Below are 20,857 nucleotides of genomic sequence, written 5' to 3'. Positions count from 1 at the left end.
GGGCGATAGGGTTCGGTCGTGTCCGCATCGAACCCTCGCTCGAACAGCCCACGCATCGTCGTACTGGGCAGCATCAACATGGACCTGATCACTCGGACCCCCGCCCTGCCGGAACCGGGCGAAACCGTGTTGGGGACCTCGTTCGACACCGCTCCCGGCGGCAAAGGTGCCAACCAGGCGATCGCGGCGTCGAAATCGGGAGCTCGCGTGAGCTTCGTCGGGGCGGTCGGGGACGACGAATTCGGGCCGACACTGCGGCACACACTCACCAGCGCAGGCGTCGACGACCGTGCTCTGCGAACCGCAGCAGGAGCGTCCGGTATCGCCGCCATCACCGTCGACGACCGAGCCGAGAACAGCATCGTGGTCGTCGCCGGAGCCAACGGCGGTGTACACGAGCTCACCGACGACGACCTGGCAATCATCGACGAGGCCGATATCCTGCTGTGCCAGTTGGAGATTCCTCTCGAGACCGTGCTCGCGGCGTTCGAGTACGCGCACTCCCACGACATCGTGACGATGCTCAACCCGTCCCCCGTCCGGGATCTGCCCGACGCTCTGGTTGCCGCCACCGACGTCCTGGTGGTCAACGAGGCCGAGGAAGCGCGCATCGGGAGCCGAGCGGACGACATAGAACATGTGGTCACCACGCTGGGCGCACGAGGCGCGAGATACCGCGGCTCGGAATCGTTCGATGTACCGGCGCCGAAGGTCGAGGCGGTCGACACCACCGGAGCGGGCGACGCTTTCGCCGGGGCACTCGCGGCGTCCTGGTCGAGCGGTCCCCGCGCTGCAGTCGAATGGGCCGTCGCCGCAGGTGCTTTCGCTGCGACGGGAGCCGGCGCGAGCGCGTCCTCGGGAACGACGTCCCAGATCCAATCCCTCCGCAGTTCGGACGCGCGATGAGTGCGTACGACCCGACCGAGCTCCGCCTGCTGCGCCGCGCACGCGATCGAATGGATCGCGATTTCGCGCAACCGCTCGACGTCCCGTCACTCGCCAGAACCGCGCTGATGTCCACTGCACATTTCAGTCGCCGGTTTCGGGAGGCCTACGGCGAGACGCCGTACGCGCATCTGATGACACGACGAATCGAGCGCGCCAAAGCACTGCTGCGGCGCGGAGACGTCACGGTCACCGAGGCGTGCTTCGCCGTCGGCTGTACCAGCCTCGGGTCGTTCAGCTCGAGATTCACCGAGATCGTGGGCGAGACACCGAGCGCCTACCGCGCCCGCGATCATCGTGGCAGCCACGCCGTACCCAGCTGCACCGCGATGGTTCTCGGACGCCCGATGCGAGGGCCCACATCCCCGACGGCGGCGGTGACCGAGCCGAGCAGAATCGAAGAAGCATCTGCGGCCGGGGCGTCCTAGCCTTCATCCATGACACTTTCACTGAGCCACGTTCACGTCTACACCGACGACCCCGATGCCTCGGTTGCGTTCTACCGAGACGCTCTCGGACTCGAGGTCAAGAGCGAGGTGGCCAACGACGGCTACCGCTGGATCACGCTGTCCACCAGCGAACAACCCGAGATCGAGGTCGTGTTGTCGCAGCCGCACGCGGGCCGTTCTCGGGAACTGGGCGATCAGCTCGCCGCGCTGCTGGCCAAGGGCGAGTTGCCGGGACTGCTGTTCCGCGCCGACGACCTCGACGCCGCGTTCGAGCGGATCCGCGCGGCGGGTACGGGCGAGATACTGCAGGAGCCGACGAGTCAGCCCTGGGGTGCCCGCGATGCCGCGTTCCGTGATCCGGCCGGAAACATGGTGCGCGTCAGCCAAGCCTGAAGTGTGGCGCCCGCCTCGACTACAGAGCCGAGGCGAGCGCCAGACCGCCGCCGCACGCGAGTACGGACGCCACCAGCGTGCCGATCGCGTTGACGGCGGCGTCGACCCGGCGGCCCTGCTGCAGTAACCGCACGGTGTCCACGGTCGAGGTACTGAAGGTGGTGTAGCCCCCACAGAACCCGGTTCCGAGAACTGCCTGCGCATCGGTGGAGCCGGCGCGCAGCATCACCCAGCCGGCCAGCAACCCGAGCAGGAACGAGCCCGAGATGTTGATGCCGACGGTTGCCCACGGGAAGCTCGTGCGCGAGCTCAGCCGTGACTTCACCTCCGCATCGACGAAGAATCGCGCGACCGACCCGAGCGCGCCGGCCAGGATCACCAGGGCCGCGATCATCGGATCACTCTGTTGGCGAACATGATTCCGGCTCCGGCCGCCACAACTCCCAACACCACACTGACGACGGCATATGCCGACGCCAGTCCGGTGAACCCGCCCCGGACACCCTCGACCGCTTCGAGGGCGAAGGTGCTGTACGTGGTGAACGCGCCACAGAACCCCGAACCGCCGAGCAACCGGAGCCGACGCCGTCCACCCGTATCGGGACCACTGCGCAGCAGCGACTCGAGCAGCAACCCCAGCACGAAAGCACCGACGATGTTGATTCCGAAGGTGGCGAGAGGCCACTGCGACGTCGTGTGCGGGAGACGTTCCTCGATCGCATAGCGAGCAGCAGTGCCTGCCGCGCCGCCGACGAACACCGTCGCCAAGGCCGCGAGGTTGCGGTGCGATGCCGGGTCGCTCACCGCCGGCTCTGCTCTCTGTCGTACCGATGCTGCACGATGAACAGTATGACGACAGCGACGCACGCGACCGTAGGCAACTTGCGCGAAGACGCCGAAAGGCTGCTGCGTGAGCTCGCCGGCCCCGAAGCGGTGTTGCGCGAGGACCAGTGGACGGCAATAGAGGCGCTGGTCGTGCACCGTCGGCGTGCGTTGGTGGTCCAGCGGACCGGTTGGGGTAAGTCGGCTGTCTACTTCATCGCCGCGAAACTACTGCGCGCCCAGGGTCTGGGACCGACGGTCATCGTGTCGCCACTGCTGGCGTTGATGCGAAACCAGGTCGCCTCTGCGCAGCGCGCCGGGGTGCGGGCGGCGACCATCAACTCGGGCAACATGACCGAGTGGGACGAGATCCATCAACAGGTGAACTCGGGCGAGCTCGACGTGCTGTTGGTCAGCCCCGAGCGCCTGAACAATCCCGACTTCCGCGACCAGGTGCTGCCGTCGTTGGCCGGTGACGCCGGCCTGGTCGTGGTCGACGAGGCCCACTGTGTCTCCGATTGGGGACATGATTTCCGGCCCGACTACCGGCGGATCCGCACCCTCATCGCCGAACTGCGCGACGGCATACCCGTGCTGGCCACCACGGCGACCGCGAACGACCGGGTGGTCGACGACGTCGCCGCCCAACTCGGGGTCGGCGGCGGAGACACCCTGGTCCTACGCGGCGGACTCGCACGAGACTCACTACGGATGTCGGTGGTGCGGATCGAGAACGCCACCGAGCGCGCAGCGTGGCTCGGCGATCACCTGAAGACCCTGCCGGGCTCGGGAATCATCTACACGCTGACGGTCTCGGCCGCCAAGGATCTCGCCGCGCTGCTCACCGACCAGGGCCACGTCGTGGCGTCGTACACCGGTCAGACCGACCCCACCGAACGCGAATCACTCGAAGCCGACCTACTCGCAAACCGGGTCAAGGCGCTCGTCGCGACCTCCGCACTCGGCATGGGGTTCGACAAACCCGACCTCGGCTTCGTCGTGCACATGGGGGCACCGTCCTCGCCGATCTCCTACTACCAGCAGGTCGGTCGCGCCGGCCGCGCCACCGAACGCGCCGACGTCGTGCTCCTCCCCGGCCACGAGGACCGGCAGATCTGGAGTTATTTCGCCTCCGTCGCATTCCCGCGGGAACATCTCGTGCGACAGGTCATCGAGGCACTCGATACCGACAAGGCTCAGTCGACCCAAGCTCTCGAGCCACTGGTCGAGCTCAATCGCAGCAGGCTCGAGATGGTGCTCAAGGTCCTGGACGTCGACGGTGCCGTCAGACGCGTCCGTGGCGGTTGGATGGCCACCGGTGAGTCGTGGACGTACGACGCGAGCCGCTACGAACGCCTCGAGCAAGCCAGGGACCGTGAGCAGCAGGCGATGCTCGACTACCAGAGCACCGATGGGTGCCGGATGGAATTTCTTCGTCGGCAGCTCGACGACCCCGATCTCGGCGCACCCGGCACCGAGTCCGACCGTTGCGGCCGATGCGACAACTGCACGGGCGAGCATCTCTCGTCCGCGGTCGATGCCACGTCGGTCGACTCTGCGAGGGCCCGGCTCGATCGCCCCGGACTCGATCTCCAGCCCCGAAAGCAGTGGCCCAGTGGGATGAAAAAGCTCGGTGTATCGCTCTCGGGCAAGATCGGCAACCCGCACCGACCGGGTCGCGTTCTCGGCCGCCTCACCGACCTCGGGTGGGGTGGACGCTTGCGAGCCCTGCTGGATGCACCCGACGCTCCCGTCACCGAAGCGCTGGAGAAGGCCTGCATCTCGGTGCTGGCCAACTGGGACTGGGCCGACCGCCCGACCGCCGTGCTGGCCCTGGACTCCCCCACCCACCCGCTGCTGGTGCGCTCGGTAGCCGAGCGCCTGGCAACCGTCGGGAAGCTGGAGAACCTGGGAGTGATGCAGGTCAGACCGGGACATCCTCCGGTATCGGCCGCAAATTCGGCCTTCCGAGTTGCCGGCCTGGTGGACTCGTGGGAGGTTCCGGACGTATCGTCCGTAGACGGGCCGATTCTGCTCGTCGATCTGCTCACCGACACCGGTTGGACGTTCACGTGTGCGACCGCTGCACTGCAGGCTGCGGGAGCGGATGCGATCCTCCCCTTCGCATTGGCAACGCCCAAATAGGGCGCATTGGCATCGCCGAACCAGGGCCTTCTCGGAATGCGAGTTTGAAAACGCGCCAGATGGGTACCGCCAGCCGATCCCGAAATATGTGAGCACCATCACAATCGGCGGTTAACCAGGCAAAGCATGTTCGATTCGGGCGTCGATTCTCCGACGCACTCGATATGCTCCCGCCTCCTTGTTACGGTCGTATTTCCTATGAAGCCTGCATTGCTGAGAGGTACCCCGCTCACTGCGCCGGACGCAGTGAAGTTTCGTAAGCCACAGATCTCCGACGGAGTCCGGCTCTGGGAGATCGCAAGAGATTCACGAGTTCTGGATCTGAACTCCAGCTACTCGTACGTGTTGTGGTGCCGAGATTTCGCGGCCACCACCGTCGTGTCCGACATCGACGGCCGCGCAGTCGGTTTCGTCACCGGATACATCCGCCAGGACGCCCCTCGAACGCTGTTCGTGTGGCAGGTCGCCGTGGATGCGGACCAGCGCGGCAAGGGACTTGCCGGTCGCATGCTCATGGAGCTGCTCGACCGCCTCGAGCCACAGGGCATCACGCACCTCGAAACCACGATCAGCCCGGACAACGAAGCGTCCATCGCAACCTTCACCAGCCTCGCACGCAAGCGAGGTACCGACATCGTCAAGTCGGATTTGTTCGCGCCCAACGATTTCCCTGATAGCCACGAAGCAGAAGAGCTCTACACCGTAGGCCCGGACGCATCGCGGAATTACGAAAGGAACAAGCAGAACATGACCGAAAAGAACACAGTGACAACAGAGAAGCCCGACGTATTCGAGACCGTCGAGTCCGGCGTGCGTAGCTACAGTCGCCAGTGGCCCGCCGTATTCACCACAGCGAAGAACTCGGTCATCACCGACGAGAACGGCAACGACTACCTCGATTTCTTCGGTGGCGCAGGCGCACTCAACTACGGCCACAACAACGACATGATCAAGAGCGCGTTGGTGGACTACATCACCAGCGATGGCATCACGCACGGACTCGACATGTCCACCGTCGCCAAGCGTGAGTTCCTCGAGTCGTTCAAGAAGAACATCCTCGACCCCCGCGGCTTGGACTACAAGGTTCAGTTCCCCGGTCCGACGGGCACCAACACCGTCGAGGCAGCGCTCAAGCTCGCTCGCAAGGTCACCGGGCGCGAGGCGATCATCAACTTCACCAACGCATTCCACGGCATGACACTCGGCGCGTTGTCGGTCACCGGCAACTCGATGAAGCGAGCTGGCGCCGGAATTCCATTGGTGCACACCACTCCGATGCCGTACGACAACTACTTCGGCGGCGTCACCGAGGACTTCCAGTGGTTCGAGCGCGTTCTCGACGACTCGGGCAGTGGATTCAACCGACCGGCCGCGGTGATCGTAGAGACCATTCAGGGCGAGGGCGGAATCAACGTCGCACGACCGGAGTGGTTGCGCGCGTTGGCCGAACTGTGCTCGCGACGCGAAATTCTGCTGATCGTCGACGACGTGCAGATGGGCTGCGGCCGCACCGGCCAGTTCTTCTCGTTCGAGGAAGCCGGCATCACCCCGGACATCGTCACCCTGTCGAAGTCCATCGGCGGCTACGGCATGCCGCTGGCGCTGACACTGTTCAAGCCCGAGCTGGACGTCTGGGCACCGGGTGAGCACAACGGCACCTTCCGCGGCTTCAACCCGTCGTTCGTCACGGCAAAGGCAGCCATCGACCACTACTGGTCCGACGACAAGTTCGAGAAGGAAACCCTCGCCAAGGGCGAGCACATCCAGGATCGGTTCATGAAGTTGTGCGCCAAGTTCGACGGCATCTCGACTCGCGGTCGCGGCATGGTCCAGGCTCTGGTGTTCGACGACGCGGAGTTGGCCGGCAAGGTGTCTCAGCTGTGCTACGACGAGCGTCTGCTCGTCGAGACCGCGGGCCCCAAGGACGAGGTCGTCAAGCTTCTTCCCCCGTTGACCACGACGATCGACGAGCTCGACCGCGGCCTGGACATCATCGAAAGTGCAGTGGCGAAAGTTCTGTCCTAGCAGCGTCCAGCACACACCGACATCGAAGGAGACATCGCATGATCGTTCGCACCACCGAAGAAATCACCGGAACCGACCGCGACATCTCGAGCGAGGACGGCAACTGGCGCAGCAAGAGAATCATTCTGGGCGGTGACAAGGTCGGCTTCTCGTTCCACGAGACCACCATCCAGCCCGGAACGGTGAACAACTTCCACTACGCGAACCACGTCGAAGCGGTGTGGCTCATCGAGGGTGAAGGAACGCTGACCGATCGCGAGACCGGACAGACGTACGAGCTCGGACCGGGGTCGATGTACCTGCTCAACGGGCACGAGCGTCACACCGTGGAGCCGCGCACGACAATGCGCATGCTGTGTGTGTTCAACCCGCCGGTCGTCGGCAACGAGACGCACGACGAAAACGGCGTGTACCCCCTCGTCGAGGTACCTGCGTAACGCATTTCGTCACAACACCGGGCCCGCACCGACGCATCGTCGGTGCGGGCCCGGTGTCGTCGTTGTCGGTCGATGCGTGACACGACTCTTCGCTATCCTGGACGAGGTGAATGCTCCGACCGCGCCCGCGGAAACGTATCGGCAATTGCTCTCGATGCTGGACGGAAGAACTGTTGCAGTGCTCACCGGTGCCGGCATGTCGACCGACTCCGGAATTCCGGACTATCGGGGTCCGAAGTCACCACCGCGCAATCCGATGACTTTTCAGCAGTTCATCGGTGATGCCGAGTTCAGAAGGCACTACTGGGCGCGTAATCACGTGGGTTGGCGACACATGGACGCGGCAGTGCCCAACGACGGCCACCGAGCCCTGACCCGTCTCGAACGCGCAGGAGTCGTCACCGGCATCATCACCCAGAACGTCGATATGCTGCACACCAAGGCCGGCAGCCGCAACGTCATCGATCTCCACGGTGTCTACGCCCGCGTGCGCTGCCTGAACTGCGAGCGGTTGGTGTCGAGGTTCGAGTTGGCCAGACGCTTGGATCGAGCCAACCCCGGCTTCGTCGAATCCGTTGCTCCGGCCGAGGGCGTCGAGATCGCACCCGACGCCGACGCGATCATCTCGTCCACCGCGCATTTTCGGATGGTCGATTGCGAATCCTGTTCCGGCATACTCAAACCCGACATCGTCTATTTCGGCGAGAGTGTCCCCAAACCGCGCGTTGCCGAGGCCTTCGACCTCGTCGATCGCAGCGACGCGCTGCTGGTGCTGGGGTCCTCGCTGACCGTGATGTCGGGCCTGCGATTCGTCAGACACGCGTTCAAGACCGGCACGCCCGTTGTCATCGTCAATCGGGGTTCTACCCGTGGCGACGAATTCGCCTCTCTCACACTGCATACCGGCTGTTCGGAAACAGCGACAGCGCTGGCCGACGCGTCCGATCAGGCGCGGACGAGATCGTCCGCGTGAACCACCGGACGCTGTAGCTCCGCGGCCAACTCCCCCGTGGACCGCCCGAGCATTCCGGACAACTCCCCGGAGTCGTAGGCGACGACCCCACGGGCCACCAGTACACCGTCGGTATCGACGAGAGAGACGACGTCTCCGCCGTGAAAAGAACCGGACACGGCCGTGATCCCCGCAGACAACAACGACCTGCGCCGCTCGACGACTGCTCGCACGGCACCGGCATCGAGGTGTAGCTCACCTGCCGCATCGGCCGCATGCCGCACCCAGAACTTTCGTGCCGACAACCGCGTCGGGCGCGCCGCGAAGGCGGTGCCCACTACGGATGTCGTCAGAGCGTGAGCAGCATCGGATGCCGCGGCCAGCAGCACCGGAACCCCGGCGTCGGCCGCCAGGCGCGCAGCAGAGAGTTTGGAGGCCATACCGCCGGTACCGAGCGCTCCCCCGGACCCGGCGACGACGCCGTCCAGATCCTCCGGGCTGGTCACCTCGGGGATCAACGTGGCCGAGCCCTTACGCGGGTCACCGTCGTACAGCCCGTCCACATCCGAGAGCAGGAACAGCGCGTCGGCACCGACGAGGTGTGCCACGAGTGCCGCCAACCGATCGTTGTCACCGAACCGAATCTCGGCGGTGGCCACGGTGTCGTTCTCGTTGACGATCGCTACTGCGCCGAGCGACCGTAGCCGATCCAAGGTGCGCTGCGCATTACGGTGATTGGTTCGCCGCGCGATGTCCTCGGCGGTCAGCAACACCTGCCCGACCGTGCGGCCGTACCGGTGGAACGACGAACTCCAGGCGTGGACCAGAGCAAGCTGCCCTACGCTCGCCGCAGCCTGCTTCGTTGCGAGGTCACGCGGGCGTCTGGTGAGGCCGAGTGGTGCCATGCCTGCACCGATCGCGCCCGACGAGACGACGACCACGTCGGTGCCGCTACGCATCCGCGACTCGATGGCGTCGGCCAACAGGTCCAGTCGAGCCAGATCGAGACCGGCATCGAGGCTGGTGAGCGCCGAGGATCCGATCTTGACCACGATGCGCTTGGCGTCGGCGATCGTACGACGGGTATCGGTGAGAGCCTCTGCGGGCGAATCGGATTCACGCACCGACACCTCGTCTACTCCTGTTCGGTATCGAGCCCGCGGCGAACCTGACGGGCGTGCTTGCGCTCGGAGGCACCGATGCGCTCGACCTGATCGAGTCGAGCATCGGTGCCGCGACCGGTCATCGTGATCTCGACACCGGCCGGGGTCTGCGGTTCCCAATCGAAGGACACGTCGCCGATGGTGACCGACGCGCCCGGCTGAGCGCCCGCCTTGATCAGTGCATCCTCGACGCCGAGCCGCGCGAGGCGGTCCGCGAGGTAGCCGACAGCCTCGTCATTGGTGAACTGCGTCTGGCGCACCCACCGTTCCGGACGGGTACCGCGCACGATGAAGCCGTCCGGGATGTCCGGATCCTTGACGACCTTGAAGCTGTCGTCGTTTCGTGCGACGGGACGCAGCACCTGACGCCGCGGCTCCGGTGCCGGGTGCGCTGTGCGGTAATCCTCGACGAGCTTCGCCAACGCGAACGTCAGAGGCTTGAGACCGGCGCGCGTCACTGCGGAGATGGTGAACACCGGCCAGCCGCGAGACTCGAATTCCGCGGTGACCATTTCGGCGAGCTCGGCACCCTCGGGAATGTCTGCCTTGTTCAGTACGACGATGCGGGGCCGGTCGGCGAGATCACCGAGGCTGGCATCACCGGACAGGGCCGGCTTGTAGGCCGCCAGCTCCGCTTCGAGAGCGTCGACGTCGGAGATCGGGTCACGGCCCGGATCCAGTGTCGCGCAATCGACTACGTGTGCGAGCACAGCGCATCGCTCGAGGTGACGCAGAAAGTCCAGTCCGAGACCGCGGCCCTGACTCGCGCCGGGGATCAGTCCGGGGACGTCGGCGACGGTGAACGTGGTGTCTCCACTGGAGACGACACCGAGGTTGGGCACCAGTGTGGTGAACGGGTAGTCGGCGATCTTCGGCTTCGCTGCGGAAAGAACCGAAACCAACGAGGACTTACCGGCCGACGGGAATCCGACGAGGCCGACGTCGGCGACGGACTTGAGTTCGAGGACGAGTTCGCGTTCGATGCCCTCTTCGCCGAGCAGAGCGAAACCGGGCGCTCGACGAGCCTTGGACGCCAGTGCTGCGTTGCCGAGCCCGCCGCGCCCGCCGGGAGCGGCGTCGAAACGCGTTCCCTCACCGATCATGTCGGCGAGGACGTTGCCCTTCTTGTCGAGCACGACGGTGCCGTCGGGGACCTTGAGAATCAGGTCCTCTCCGTTGGCCCCTTCTCGGTTTCCGCCCATGCCCTGAGTTCCGTTGCCGGCCTTCGCATGACTGGAGAAGTGGAAGTCGAGCAATGTGTGGACGTTGCTGTCGACGACGAAGATGACTCCGCCACCCTGACCGCCGTTGCCGCCGTCCGGGCCGCCGAGAGGCTTGAACTTCTCGCGGTGAACCGAAGAGCAGCCGTTGCCACCTTTGCCGGCGCTGACGTGCAGCACCACGCGGTCGATGAATCGTGACATAGCTGTCTTCGATCCTTTCTGGAAGAAAAACGGGGTGAAAAAAGCGATAGGGGCGGACCGGTCTCGTGACCCTGGTCCGCCCCTATCGGGAGCTGTGAACGTGCGCGGTGGACGTCCGACCCGGGCAGTTGCCTGCCGTGCCGGTCATCGTGAGCGCGAGCTGCAGAAGGACTAGGCCTCTACAGTGACCGGAACGATGTTCACGGTCTTGCGTCCGCGCTTGGCACCGAATTCGACTGCGCCGGGAGCGAGTGCGAACAAGGTGTCGTCGCCGCCACGGCCGACGTTGACGCCGGGGTGGAAGTGCGTGCCGCGCTGGCGGACCAGGATCTCGCCTGCGCCGACGGTCTGGCCGCCGAAGCGCTTGACGCCGAGGCGCTGTGCGTTCGAGTCGCGACCGTTACGGGAGCTTGATGCACCCTTCTTATGTGCCATGTTGCATACCCTCCTCGGGGTGAATCAGCTGAAAAGAACTCGGGTCCGGTAAGACCTGGTTACTTGATGCCGGTGACCTTGAGGACAGTCAGCTTCTGCCTGTGTCCCTGACGCTTGTGGTATCCGGTCTTGTTCTTGAACTTGTGGATGCGGATCTTCGGGCCCTTGGTGTGCTCGACGATCTCACTGGCGACCGAGATCTTTGCCAGCTTGTCTGCATCTGTGGTCAGGTCGGATCCGTCTACGACGAGGACCGGAGCAAGCGAGACAGCAGTGCCGGGCGCTCCCTCGATCTTCTCGACCTTGACGAGGTCACCAACAGCGACCTTGTACTGCTTTCCGCCGGTCTTGACGATCGCGTACGTTGCCATCGGAGGGCTACCCCTTGCTTCTTCGAACTTGCTCGCGTTGCGCATGGCACCGCGACTGGTCTGGTAAAACGTGTTTGCTTGCTCCCATTCGGCCGATTCGGACCGAACTGCATCCGAACCACTCGAGAACTGTTTCCACTCGCAGGACCGCTAGGCACAACAAGACAGTGTCACCGGGAGCGACTTATCAAGGTTACGGCAGAGAGACGGCCAGGGTCAAACCGCCTCGACCCCTACACATCGATGTCCACCGGCGGGCCTGCCGGACGTGCCGCTGCCCGTCTCCTGCGCGGACGTGCGGTCGGCACGTCCACCTGCTCGACAGGCTGCTCCGCCGCCGCTGTCAGCGGTGCTGAATCGGCCACCGTGTCACCGCCGACCGAACCTGCGTCGGCACCATCGTCGGCGTCTGCCGTGGCCGAAACCACCATCAGCACACCGGCATCCGGCGCAGCACTGGTCGGCGCGGCGGCCTTCCGCGCCACCCGTCGACCCCGGCGTGGAGTGGCCACCACCGGCTCCGGCTGAGCGGGGGTGGCGTCGGAGGACTGCGTCGCCCCGGTATCTGCGGAACCGCCGTCGCCGGCGGATTCTGCAGCCGGCACCGGCTCGTGAGACTGCGCGCTGTCCACGGTTGCCTGCGCGACGTCCGCGTCCTCGTTCGCCGCTGCCGCGACAGCCACGTCCTCCGCCGAGACCACGGTGACCGACTCGTCCTTGTCACCGGCGGAGCCGGACGATGCCTGCGAGACCTCCGCGGGGCTGACATCGGCCACCACGTCGTCGTGATGCGCTGCCATCGCCAGAGCCACGGGGTGTGCCCGCTTGATCGACGGGTCGACCACCGGGTGGTCGGTCCCGTCCGTCGTGCCCGACTGTCCGTTGGGCGTCGACCGCTCGGTGTTGTCGGACCGATCGTTTCCGTCGGACTTGGCGTCCTTGCCGCGTCGACGCCTGCTGCCGTTGCCCGAACCGTTCGAGTCCGAACGTGACGAGCTCGGGCGTCCACCGTCGGAGTCCGGCTTGGCGTCAATGGGGAACGGATGCACGATGATTCCGCGACCCTGGCAGTGCTCGCACGTGGTGGAGAAGGCCTCGACCAATCCCGTGCCGAGCTTCTTGCGCGTCATCTGCACCAGACCGAGGGAGGTCACCTCCGACACCTGATGACGGGTCCGGTCACGGCCCAACGCCTCGGTCAGGCGGCGGAGCACCAGATCACGGTTCGATTCCAGCACCATGTCGATGAAGTCGACGACGATCATGCCGCCGATGTCGCGCAGACGCATCTGGCGGACGACTTCTTCGGCCGCCTCGATGTTGTTGCGGGTGACGGTCTCTTCCAGGTTGCCGCCGGAGCCGGTGAACTTTCCGGTGTTGACGTCGACGACCGTCATCGCCTCGGTGCGATCGATCACCAGCGTGCCGCCCGAGGGCAACCACACCTTGCGATCGAGGGCCTTGGCCAGCTGTTCGTCGATGCGGTGAGCTGCGAACACGTCCACGGAGCTGCCGTTGGCCTCGTAGCGCTGCAGGCGCTCCATCATGTCCGGAGCCACGGTCTCCACGTAGTTCGACGTGGTCGTCCACGCCTTGTCGCCCTCGATGACGAGCTTCGAGAAGTCCTCGTTGAAGAGGTCGCGGATGACCTTCACCAGCATGTCGGGCTCTTCGTACAGCGTCTGGGGCTGCACGCCCTTGCCTGTTTCGGCGTTCGCGGACCGCTCTTCGATGCTGGCCCACTGGGCCTGCAGCCGCGTCACGTCGCGCGCGAGTTCTTCCTCGCTGACGCCCTCGGCCGCGGTCCTGATGATGACGCCGGCCTCGGGGGGAACGATGTCGCGCAGAATTTCCTTGAGTCGCTTGCGCTCGGTGTCGGGCAGCTTGCGGCTGATGCCGGTGGAACTGCCACCGGGAACGTAGACGAGGAAGCGTCCGGCCAACGACAGCTGAGTCGTCAAGCGAGCGCCCTTGTGGCCCACCGGGTCCTTGCTGACCTGCACCAGAACCTGATCGCCCGGCTTGAGGGCCTGCTCGATCTTGCGCGCGCTTCCGCCGAGACCGGCGGCGTCCCAGTTGACCTCGCCTGCGTACAGCACACCGTTACGACCACGGCCGATGTCGATGAACGCTGCTTCCATACTGGGCAGGACGTTCTGCACGCGGCCCAGGTAGACGTTGCCGACCATCGAGGCGGTGGCGCTACTGGTCACGAAGTGCTCCACCAGAACGCCGTCTTCGAGCACGGCGACCTGCGTGGTCAACGGATGGTCCGGGGTGGCCTTCTCGCGAACGACCATAACGCGGTCCACGGACTCACGACGAGCGAGGAATTCCGATTCGGTCAGAATCGGCGGACGGCGTCGCCCGGCATCGCGGCCGTCACGGCGACGCTGCCGCTTCGCCTCGAGCCGAGTCGAACCGGAGATGCCCTGCACCTCGTCGCGCGCTGCGCGGCTCTTGTTGCGCGGCTCGCGTTCGTGCACGACGGTGTTGGGCGGGTCGTCCTCGGACGACGCAGCTGCTTCTGCCGCGGCCTCGGCTCCGGTCTTACGACGGCGGCGGCGCCGACGACGACGGCTCGAGCCGTCTCCGTCCGAATCGCCGTTGTCGGAATCACCGTTGTCGGAGTCGCCGAAGTTGTCCTGAGCGCCGGACTCGGACTCGTCGTCACTGTCCTCGCCCTGCTTGTCCGACCCGTCGGTGGTGGCGTCGGTCGTGGCGTTCTGCCGATCGGACCCGCGGCCGCGTGACCGCGAGCGACGCGAACGCCGTCCCGAACTCGAGGGCTGGTCGTCGCCGGAGGTCTCGTCGGCATCGGAATCGTCGGACTCGTCCGCTCCGGTGGACTCGCCGTCTGCCGAAGAGGCGGACGTGCTGCTGTCCGTCTCGGAGTCGGTGTCGTCCGAATCCTCGTCGGTCGAGTTGTCGTCGGTCGAGTTGTCGTCGGACGACTGCTCTCCGCGTCCACGCCCACGACCGCGGCGACCGCGCCGACGGCGACGGGGCTGAGACTGGTCGTCGTCGTCTCCCGAGCCGTCCGCTGCCGAGGAAGCCCCGGACTCGTCGGAGGACGCATCCGAAGCACCGGACTCGGACACGGGAGCACCGGACACAGCGGTGTCCTGCGTGGCGGTGTCGGAGGCGACCGTAGAGACGTTCTCGGCGACGGGTGACTCGCCGGTGGCGGGCTCGTCCGTGGCCTTGTCGGACGTAGCGTTGTTATCGGACGGTGCCTCGTCCTTGGGTGCGGCCTTGCGGCTACGTCGACGCCGCGCGGGGGCCTCGGACGGCGCATCCGCCGATTCTGCTGCGGGCTCTGCCGCTGCCGGCTGCAGGAACACCGGCGTCGCAAAGGTCGTGGCCGTGGGTTGGGCGGCCTCGGGCTCGGCCGTGGGCGCGCTGGTGAACAGCGTTGCCTCGGCAGCGGGGACCTCTACCGAGGGAGCCGTCTCGGCCGGCACCTCTACCGATGCGGGCTCGGGCTGCTGGTCTGTCGACGCATCCGGTGCCGGCGACTCCGCTGCGGAGGCATCGGGGGCGGGTGCGGTCGGCCCGTTCACCGAATCGCGCACCGACTCGGCAACGTCTCGGCTCAGACTCGACTGCGCGCTGCGGGCTTCGATGCCGAGCTCACCGAGAGTGACGAGCAACTGCTTGCTGGTCACACCCAGAATCTTCGCCAGTGCATGCACGCGCAGCCTGGTCGGCAATTCGATGGTGTCGGGTTGCACGGAAACCGCGTCGGATTTCGCGGACGACACCGCGTCGGTGTCCTCCGGATTTCCTGCGTTCGTGCTCTGTACATCTTCGGGCGGGCTTTGATCGGCCACGTAGTCTCCTCGGGCCCCCGGGCGCGTTCATCCGAAATCGGGTGTGACGCGGCCACGCGAGGGCAATCCTTGTGTACTCACGTCGGGTTGGACGTCAGCTGTTCGGTCTCGCTCTCCACAAATCGTGTGAGCCACCTCGTGAATCTCGGTGGCCGACGACGGCGTGTGCAGTGCCTGGCTGGATGGTGGTGTCTCGGCGATCCGAGCGCCTGATCATCAAGCATGAACGCGAACGAGCCTGTCTCTCGTTCGCGACTCTGCGATGACGGGCAGCGGGTCGACGACAGTCATCCGATCGATCCCACGAGCACTTTTTCTCTAGCGAACTTCGGTGGAGCTGAACAGAGGTGGAGCGTGTGAACGTACAAGTGCTGTGGGGTCGATCTCCGTCGAGTATCCCACACGCGATGATCCGTACGAGCCACGCCGCACCGATCGGACGTCGAGCGGGTGCGGCGTGACTGCGGAAAGGCTCTGCGACGGGCTTCTAGGAGGCGGTCAAGTCGGGGAACCACAGGGCGATCTCGCGCTCTGCGGATTCCACCGAATCGGATCCGTGTACCAGGTTCTGCTGACCGTCGAGGGCCAGGTCACCTCGGATGGTGCCGGGAACTGCTTTGGCAACCGGATCCGTGCCGCCGGCGATCTGACGGAAGGCTTCGATGGCACGGGGGCCTTCGAGAACCGCGGCCACCACGGGCCCGGAGGTGATGAACTCGAGAAGGTCGGGGAAGAACGGCTTGCTCTCGTGCTCCGCGTAGTGAGCCGAGGCCACGTCGCGAGAGACGGTCTTGAGCTCGAGGGCGACGATGCTCAGACCCTTCTTCTCCACGCGGCCGAGGATCTCTCCTACGTAACGCCGGGCAACTCCGTCTGGCTTGATCAGTACTAGGGTGCGATCGGTCACGTCGACGACAGTAATGGACACCGGCACCCGGTCGCGCGGCGCATGGCCCCAACCGACCGGTCCGGTGTCAGTCGCGTTGCCCGGGCAGCATGCCGCGTCGAATGCGTTCGGTGATGTCCCGGCGCAGATAGAGCAGATACAGCCACACGGCAAGGAAGATCAGACCCACGGCGCCGATGGACAGATGGAACACCGCCCCGGCCATCACGAAGAACTGCAACGCGAGGTTGAGCTTCATCGCCCAGGGTTCGCCCTGTTTCCCCGCGGCCAGAATCATCACCACGGCGAGCGCCACGATATAGGTGGTCGAGAACCACGTTGCGCCGCCGCCGAGAGTCGCCACGACCGGAAGAGCGAGCAGAGTCACGATCGCTTCCAGTACCAGTGTGCCCGCCGACACACCGCGAAATCCCTTCCACGGGTCGGTTGTCGGTGGTCGAAACTCTGCTTCGCTCACGCGGGATCCTTTCCGAACAACGTGCGCGCTGCGCCCACGGTCACCACCGAGCCGGTGACGACGACCCCGGCACCGGACACGGCTTCGCCGGGCTCGGCCACTTCTTCGGCCAACCCGATTGCCGTTTCGAGCGCATCGGGCAGCGTCGACGCCACCACGACCCGCTCGTCGCCGAACTTGGCCACGGCTATGTCGGCCAACGCGTCGACATCCATCGCTCGACCGGACCCGTTGTGGGTGACGACGATGTCGTCGAACACCGGTTCCAATGCTTCGAGGATCGCGCCGACGTCCTTGTCCGCCATGACACTGACGACCCCGACGAGTTTGCGGAAGTCGAATTCGTCGGTCAGGGCGGCCGCCAGTGCAGCGGCCCCGTGCGGGTTGTGCGCGGCATCGAGAAACACCGTGGGCGCGTTACGCACTCGCTCGAGACGACCGGGATTGACCACGGTCGCAAAGGCTTCGCGCACGGTGTCCTGGTCGAGTTGACGGTCCGGGCCCGCCCCGAAGAATGCCTCGACTGCTGCGAGAGCGAGAGAGGCGTTGTGCGCCTGGTGCTCTCCGTGCAACGGCAGGAAGATGTCGGTGTAGACACCGCCCAGCCCCTGCAACTCCAGCTGTTGTCCGCCCACGGCTATCTGCCGACCGAGAACGGTGAACTCCGATCCGGCACGTGCCACGGCAGCGTCTGCCTGCACCGCCGCACGAAGCAGGACCTCGGACACCTCGGGTTCCTGCTTGGCGAGGATGGCCACCGTGTCCCGTGGCACGAGTAGTTCCGGTGCCTTCTTGATGATGCCGCCCTTCTCCCCCGCGATCGTGGACAGATCGTCCCCGAGGAATTCGACGTGGTCGAGACCGATCGGGGTGATGACGGCGATCTCACCGTCGACCACGTTGGTGGCATCCCAGCGGCCGCCCAGCCCGGTTTCGATGACGGCGACCTCGACCGGTGCCTCGGCGAAGGCCGCGAACGCCATGGCGGTGACGACCTCGAACTTGCTCATCCGCGGTCCACCGGCGGCCTCGGACTGTGCATCGATCATCTCGACGAACGGTGCGATCTCGTTGTAGGTGTCCACGTAGGTGCGCGGGGACACCGGACGGCCGTCGATACTGATCCGCTCGGTGGCCATCTGCAGATGCGGGCTGGTTGTCCGGCCGGTACGCCGATGGAAAGCTGTCAGCAACGCATCGATCATGCGGGTGACGGACGTCTTGCCGTTGGTTCCGGCCACGTGGATCGACGGATACGCCTTCTGCGGGGAACCGAGCAGGTCCATCAGGGCCGAGATTCGGGCGGTAGACGGCTCGATCTTCGTTTCTGGCCAACGCTTGTCGAGCTCGGCCTCGACGAGTGCGAGCTCGGCCAGGTCGACCGGGGTCGGTGGTGGTGACGGCAGGGCGTCGTCCGGCTCGGTCACTTAGCTTCCCATCGATTCGAGGCGCGCGCCGATGCGCGCGATCTCTTCGCGAGCGATCGTCTGACGAGTTCTGATCTTGTCCACCACCGCATCCGGGGCTTTGGCCAGAAATGCCTCGTTGCCCAGTTTGCCGGTCGTCTGGGCCAACTCCTTCTCCGCAGCAGCGAGATCCTTCACCAGTCGCGCGCGTTCGGCGACCAGATCGACTGTGCCCGAGGTGTCGAGCTCGACGACGACGGTGGCCTTGCTCGTGCGCACCTCCACCGATGCCGTCGCCGCGAAGTCCGCACCCGGCTCGGTCAACCGGGCCAGCGAGGTCACTGCCGAGATCTGGCCCTCCAGGTCGGCGTCGCCCACTCCCACGATGCGAGCGGCGACCTTCTGCGAGGGCTTGAGCCCCTGATCGCTGCGGAACCGACGAATTTCGGTGATGAGGCGCTGCATGTCCTCGATGCGTTGCGCAGCAACAGGATCGACCGGATCGGCGGCAGGGGTCGGCCACGTGGCGACCACCAGGGACTCGCCCCCGGTCAGCACCTTCCACAGGGTCTCGGTCACGAACGGGACGACCGGGTGCAGCAGGCGCAGCACCGCGTCGAGAACGTTGCCCAGGACTCCACGGGTGGATTCGGCGATGCTCTCGTCGGCGAACTGCACCTTCGCAATTTCGAGGTACCAGTCGCAGACCTCGTCCCACGTGAAGTGGTAGAGCGCCTCGCACGCCTTGCTGAACTCGTAGCGATCGAACGCCGAATCCACCTCTGCTCGAACCTGATCGAGCCGGTCGAGGATCCAACGGTCGGCGTCGGTGAGTGCGGCGCGCGACGGCAGCTCGGCCGGCGCTGCGCCGTTCATCAGGGCGAACTTGGTGGCGTTGAACAGTTTGTTGGCGAAGTTGCGCGAGGATTGCGCATGATCCTCGCCGACGGACATGTCGGCACCCGGGTTGGCACCGCGGGCCAGCGTGAACCGCAGTGCATCCGCGCCGAAGCGGTCGACCCAGTCGAGCGGATCGATGCCGTTGCCCCGAGACTTGGACATCTTCTTACCGAACTGATCGCGAATCAGTCCGTGCAGGAAGACATCTCGGAACGGAACCTGTGGGCCCTGCTTTCCTGCGGTGATGGCGTCGTCGGCTCCGACGTAGGTGCCGAACATCATCATCCGGGCGACCCAGAAGAACAGAATGTCGTAGCCGGTGACGAGTACGCCGGTCGGATAGAACTTCTCCAGTTCGGGAGTGGCCTCCGGCCAGCCCATCGTCGAGAAGGGCCACAGGCCGGAAGAGAACCAGGTGTCGAGGACGTCGGGGTCCTGCTCCCACCCCTCGGGTGGGGTCTCCCCCGGTCCCAGGCACACCGTCTCGCCGTCGGGGCCGTACCAGATCGGAATTCGGTGGCCCCACCACAGCTGACGCGAGATGCACCAATCGTGCATGTTGTCGACCCAGGCGAACCAGCGTGGCTCTTGACTCTTGGGATGAATGACGGTGTCGCCGTTGCGAACTGCGTCACCGGCCGCCTTGGCCAGGGTGTCGACCTTGACCCACCACTGCAGCGACAGACGCGGCTCGATCGGCTCACCGCTGCGCTCGGAGTGTCCGACGCTGTGCAGGTACGGGCGCTTCTCGGCGACCACTCGGCCTTGCTCGGCCAGGGCCTCACGGACCTTGACACGCGCCTCGAATCGGTCCATACCGTCGAACTGCGTTCCGGTATCGGCGATGCGGCCGGCCTTGTCCATGATCGACGGCATCGGCAGTGAGTGCCGAACGCCCATCTCGAAGTCGTTGGGGTCGTGCGCCGGAGTGATTTTCACTGCGCCGGTACCGAATTCGGGATCGACGTAGTCGTCGGCGATGATCGGTATTCGTCGTCCGGTGAACGGATGTTCGAGGGTGGTGCCCACCAGAGCCCGGTAGCGCTCGTCGTCGGGGTGCACCGCCACAGCAGTGTCGCCGAGCATCGTCTCCACGCGAGTGGTGGCCACGATGACGTGCGGTTCGGAGTCGTCCAGCGACCCGTATCGCAGCGAGACGAGTTCACCCTCGACGTCCTCGAACTTCACCTCGATGTCGGAGATTGCCGTCTGCAACACCGGCGACCAGTTGACCAGCCGCTCGGCGCGGTAGATCAGACCGTCGTCGAACATGCGCTTGAACATGGTCTGCACGGCCTCGGACAGGCCGTCGTCCATGGTGAATCGCTCACGGCTCCAGTCGACACCGTCGCCGATACGACGCATCTGGCCGCCGATCGTGCCGCCCGACTCGCGCTTCCAGTCCCACACCTTGTCGATGAACAGTTCGCGACCGAACTCTTCCTTGGTCTTTCCGTCGGCGGCGAGCTGCTTCTCCACCACCGACTGCGTGGCGATGCCCGCGTGGTCCATTCCCGGGAGCCACAGCACCTCGTACCCGAGCATGCGCTTGCGCCGACTCAGCGCGTCCATCAACGTGTGGTCGAGGGCGTGGCCCATGTGCAGGCTGCCCGTGACGTTGGGCGGCGGCAGCACGATGGAGTACGGCGGCTTGTCGCTGGTGGCATCGGCCTCGAAATAACCGGCATCCACCCAACCCCGGTACAGCTCGGCCTCTACCTCGCTGGGGTCCCAGCTCTTGGGCAAACGGTCGGCTGGGTTGTCTGGGGTCTCTGGCGCTGAACTGGTCACCG

The 20,857-nt window shown here is 65.5% G+C and carries 18 protein-coding genes and 1 pseudogene; 8 read left to right on the top strand and 11 right to left on the bottom strand.

All coding sequences use genetic code 11. From position 1 onward, the window contains the following. The first annotated feature begins 18 nt into the window (after positions 1-18). From AB0O58_RS16595 to AB0O58_RS16585, 3 genes are read left to right on the top strand one after another with little or no spacing between them, the layout of a single operon-like run. Positions 19-906 carry a ribokinase gene (locus tag AB0O58_RS16595; protein WP_080736431.1) on the top strand — a complete coding sequence of 296 codons (888 nt, stop codon included), beginning with the start codon at positions 19-21 and terminating at the stop codon, positions 904-906. Then, positions 903-1,373, top strand: coding sequence for a helix-turn-helix transcriptional regulator (locus tag AB0O58_RS16590; protein ID WP_032399929.1), 471 nt, complete (start codon positions 903-905; stop codon positions 1,371-1,373). The genes AB0O58_RS16595 and AB0O58_RS16590 overlap by 4 nt, the downstream gene beginning before the upstream one ends. Before the next feature lie 9 nt (positions 1,374-1,382). Continuing rightward, on the top strand, positions 1,383-1,787 hold the full coding sequence (locus tag AB0O58_RS16585; RefSeq protein ID WP_027497546.1) for a VOC family protein: 405 nt from the start codon (positions 1,383-1,385) through the stop codon (positions 1,785-1,787). Between the two features lie 19 nt (positions 1,788-1,806). Here AB0O58_RS16585 and crcB read toward each other — a convergent pair whose 3' ends face one another. Beyond that, positions 1,807-2,181 carry a fluoride efflux transporter CrcB gene (gene crcB / locus AB0O58_RS16580; protein ID WP_027497547.1) on the bottom strand — a complete coding sequence of 125 codons (375 nt, stop codon included), beginning with the start codon at positions 2,179-2,181 and terminating at the stop codon, positions 1,807-1,809. Beyond that, positions 2,178-2,591 (bottom strand): CrcB family protein, encoded by a 414-nt coding sequence (locus AB0O58_RS16575; protein WP_080736430.1) that lies wholly within the window; start codon positions 2,589-2,591, stop codon positions 2,178-2,180. The genes crcB and AB0O58_RS16575 overlap by 4 nt, the downstream gene beginning before the upstream one ends. Before the next feature lie 45 nt (positions 2,592-2,636). Between AB0O58_RS16575 and AB0O58_RS16570 the strand changes: the two genes are divergently transcribed. The 5 genes and pseudogenes from AB0O58_RS16570 to AB0O58_RS16550 all read left to right on the top strand — a co-directional run bounded on the left by AB0O58_RS16570 (position 2,637) and on the right by AB0O58_RS16550 (position 8,189). After that, entirely contained in the window at positions 2,637-4,754 is a 2,118-nt protein-coding gene (locus AB0O58_RS16570) for a RecQ family ATP-dependent DNA helicase (RefSeq protein ID WP_032399928.1), read from the top strand. Between the two features lie 126 nt (positions 4,755-4,880). After that, positions 4,881-5,453, top strand: a pseudogene (gene ectA / locus AB0O58_RS16565) (diaminobutyrate acetyltransferase); the annotation flags it as partial. Between the two features lie 48 nt (positions 5,454-5,501). Next, positions 5,502-6,779 carry a diaminobutyrate--2-oxoglutarate transaminase gene (gene ectB / locus AB0O58_RS16560; protein ID WP_045841368.1) on the top strand — a complete coding sequence of 426 codons (1,278 nt, stop codon included), beginning with the start codon at positions 5,502-5,504 and terminating at the stop codon, positions 6,777-6,779. Between the two features lie 38 nt (positions 6,780-6,817). After that, a complete protein-coding gene (locus AB0O58_RS16555) occupies positions 6,818-7,216 on the top strand; it encodes an ectoine synthase (protein ID WP_027497550.1) in 399 nt (132 codons plus the stop codon). A gap of 154 nt (positions 7,217-7,370) precedes the next feature. Further along, positions 7,371-8,189: a Sir2 family NAD-dependent protein deacetylase gene (locus AB0O58_RS16550; RefSeq protein WP_032368456.1), complete on the top strand. Its 819-nt coding sequence runs from the start codon at positions 7,371-7,373 to the stop codon at positions 8,187-8,189. Here the strand turns inward: AB0O58_RS16550 and proB are convergent. The 9 genes from proB to AB0O58_RS16505 all read right to left on the bottom strand — a co-directional run bounded on the left by proB (position 8,162) and on the right by AB0O58_RS16505 (position 20,855). Next, complete coding sequence (gene proB / locus AB0O58_RS16545; RefSeq protein ID WP_045841369.1) at positions 8,162-9,292, bottom strand: glutamate 5-kinase; 1,131 nt, start codon at positions 9,290-9,292, stop codon at positions 8,162-8,164. The two genes, AB0O58_RS16550 and proB, sit on opposite strands and share 28 nt — an antisense overlap. Before the next feature lie 11 nt (positions 9,293-9,303). Continuing rightward, positions 9,304-10,755 (bottom strand): GTPase ObgE, encoded by a 1,452-nt coding sequence (gene obgE, locus AB0O58_RS16540; RefSeq protein WP_032368196.1) that lies wholly within the window; start codon positions 10,753-10,755, stop codon positions 9,304-9,306. A 171-nt stretch (positions 10,756-10,926) separates the two neighbouring features. Continuing rightward, on the bottom strand, positions 10,927-11,190 hold the full coding sequence (gene rpmA / locus AB0O58_RS16535; protein WP_027497554.1) for a 50S ribosomal protein L27: 264 nt from the start codon (positions 11,188-11,190) through the stop codon (positions 10,927-10,929). A gap of 59 nt (positions 11,191-11,249) precedes the next feature. Next, entirely contained in the window at positions 11,250-11,561 is a 312-nt protein-coding gene (gene rplU, locus AB0O58_RS16530; RefSeq protein ID WP_027497555.1) for a 50S ribosomal protein L21, read from the bottom strand. 233 nt (positions 11,562-11,794) lie between these two features. After that, positions 11,795-15,394 carry a translation initiation factor IF-2 N-terminal domain-containing protein gene (locus AB0O58_RS16525; RefSeq protein ID WP_206498212.1) on the bottom strand — a complete coding sequence of 1,200 codons (3,600 nt, stop codon included), beginning with the start codon at positions 15,392-15,394 and terminating at the stop codon, positions 11,795-11,797. Positions 15,395-15,881: 487 nt separating this feature from the next. Beyond that, positions 15,882-16,301, bottom strand: a complete 420-nt coding sequence (ndk, locus tag AB0O58_RS16520) for a nucleoside-diphosphate kinase (protein ID WP_027497557.1) — start codon at positions 16,299-16,301, stop codon at positions 15,882-15,884. A gap of 67 nt (positions 16,302-16,368) precedes the next feature. Further along, positions 16,369-16,758, bottom strand: coding sequence for a DUF4233 domain-containing protein (locus AB0O58_RS16515; protein WP_027497558.1), 390 nt, complete (start codon positions 16,756-16,758; stop codon positions 16,369-16,371). Next, positions 16,755-18,185 (bottom strand): folylpolyglutamate synthase/dihydrofolate synthase family protein, encoded by a 1,431-nt coding sequence (locus tag AB0O58_RS16510; RefSeq protein WP_206498213.1) that lies wholly within the window; start codon positions 18,183-18,185, stop codon positions 16,755-16,757. The genes AB0O58_RS16515 and AB0O58_RS16510 overlap by 4 nt, the downstream gene beginning before the upstream one ends. Further along, positions 18,186-20,855 (bottom strand): valine--tRNA ligase, encoded by a 2,670-nt coding sequence (locus tag AB0O58_RS16505; RefSeq protein WP_032384532.1) that lies wholly within the window; start codon positions 20,853-20,855, stop codon positions 18,186-18,188. Between the last annotated feature and the right edge of the window lie 2 nt (positions 20,856-20,857).

The sequence above is a fragment of the Rhodococcus sp. NPDC080181 genome (genome assembly GCF_040702225.1).
Lineage (GTDB): Bacteria > Actinomycetota > Actinomycetes > Mycobacteriales > Mycobacteriaceae > Rhodococcoides > Rhodococcoides fascians.
The sequence above is the reverse complement of the archived record's forward strand: the minus strand, read 5'-3'. Positions and strand labels throughout refer to the sequence as shown.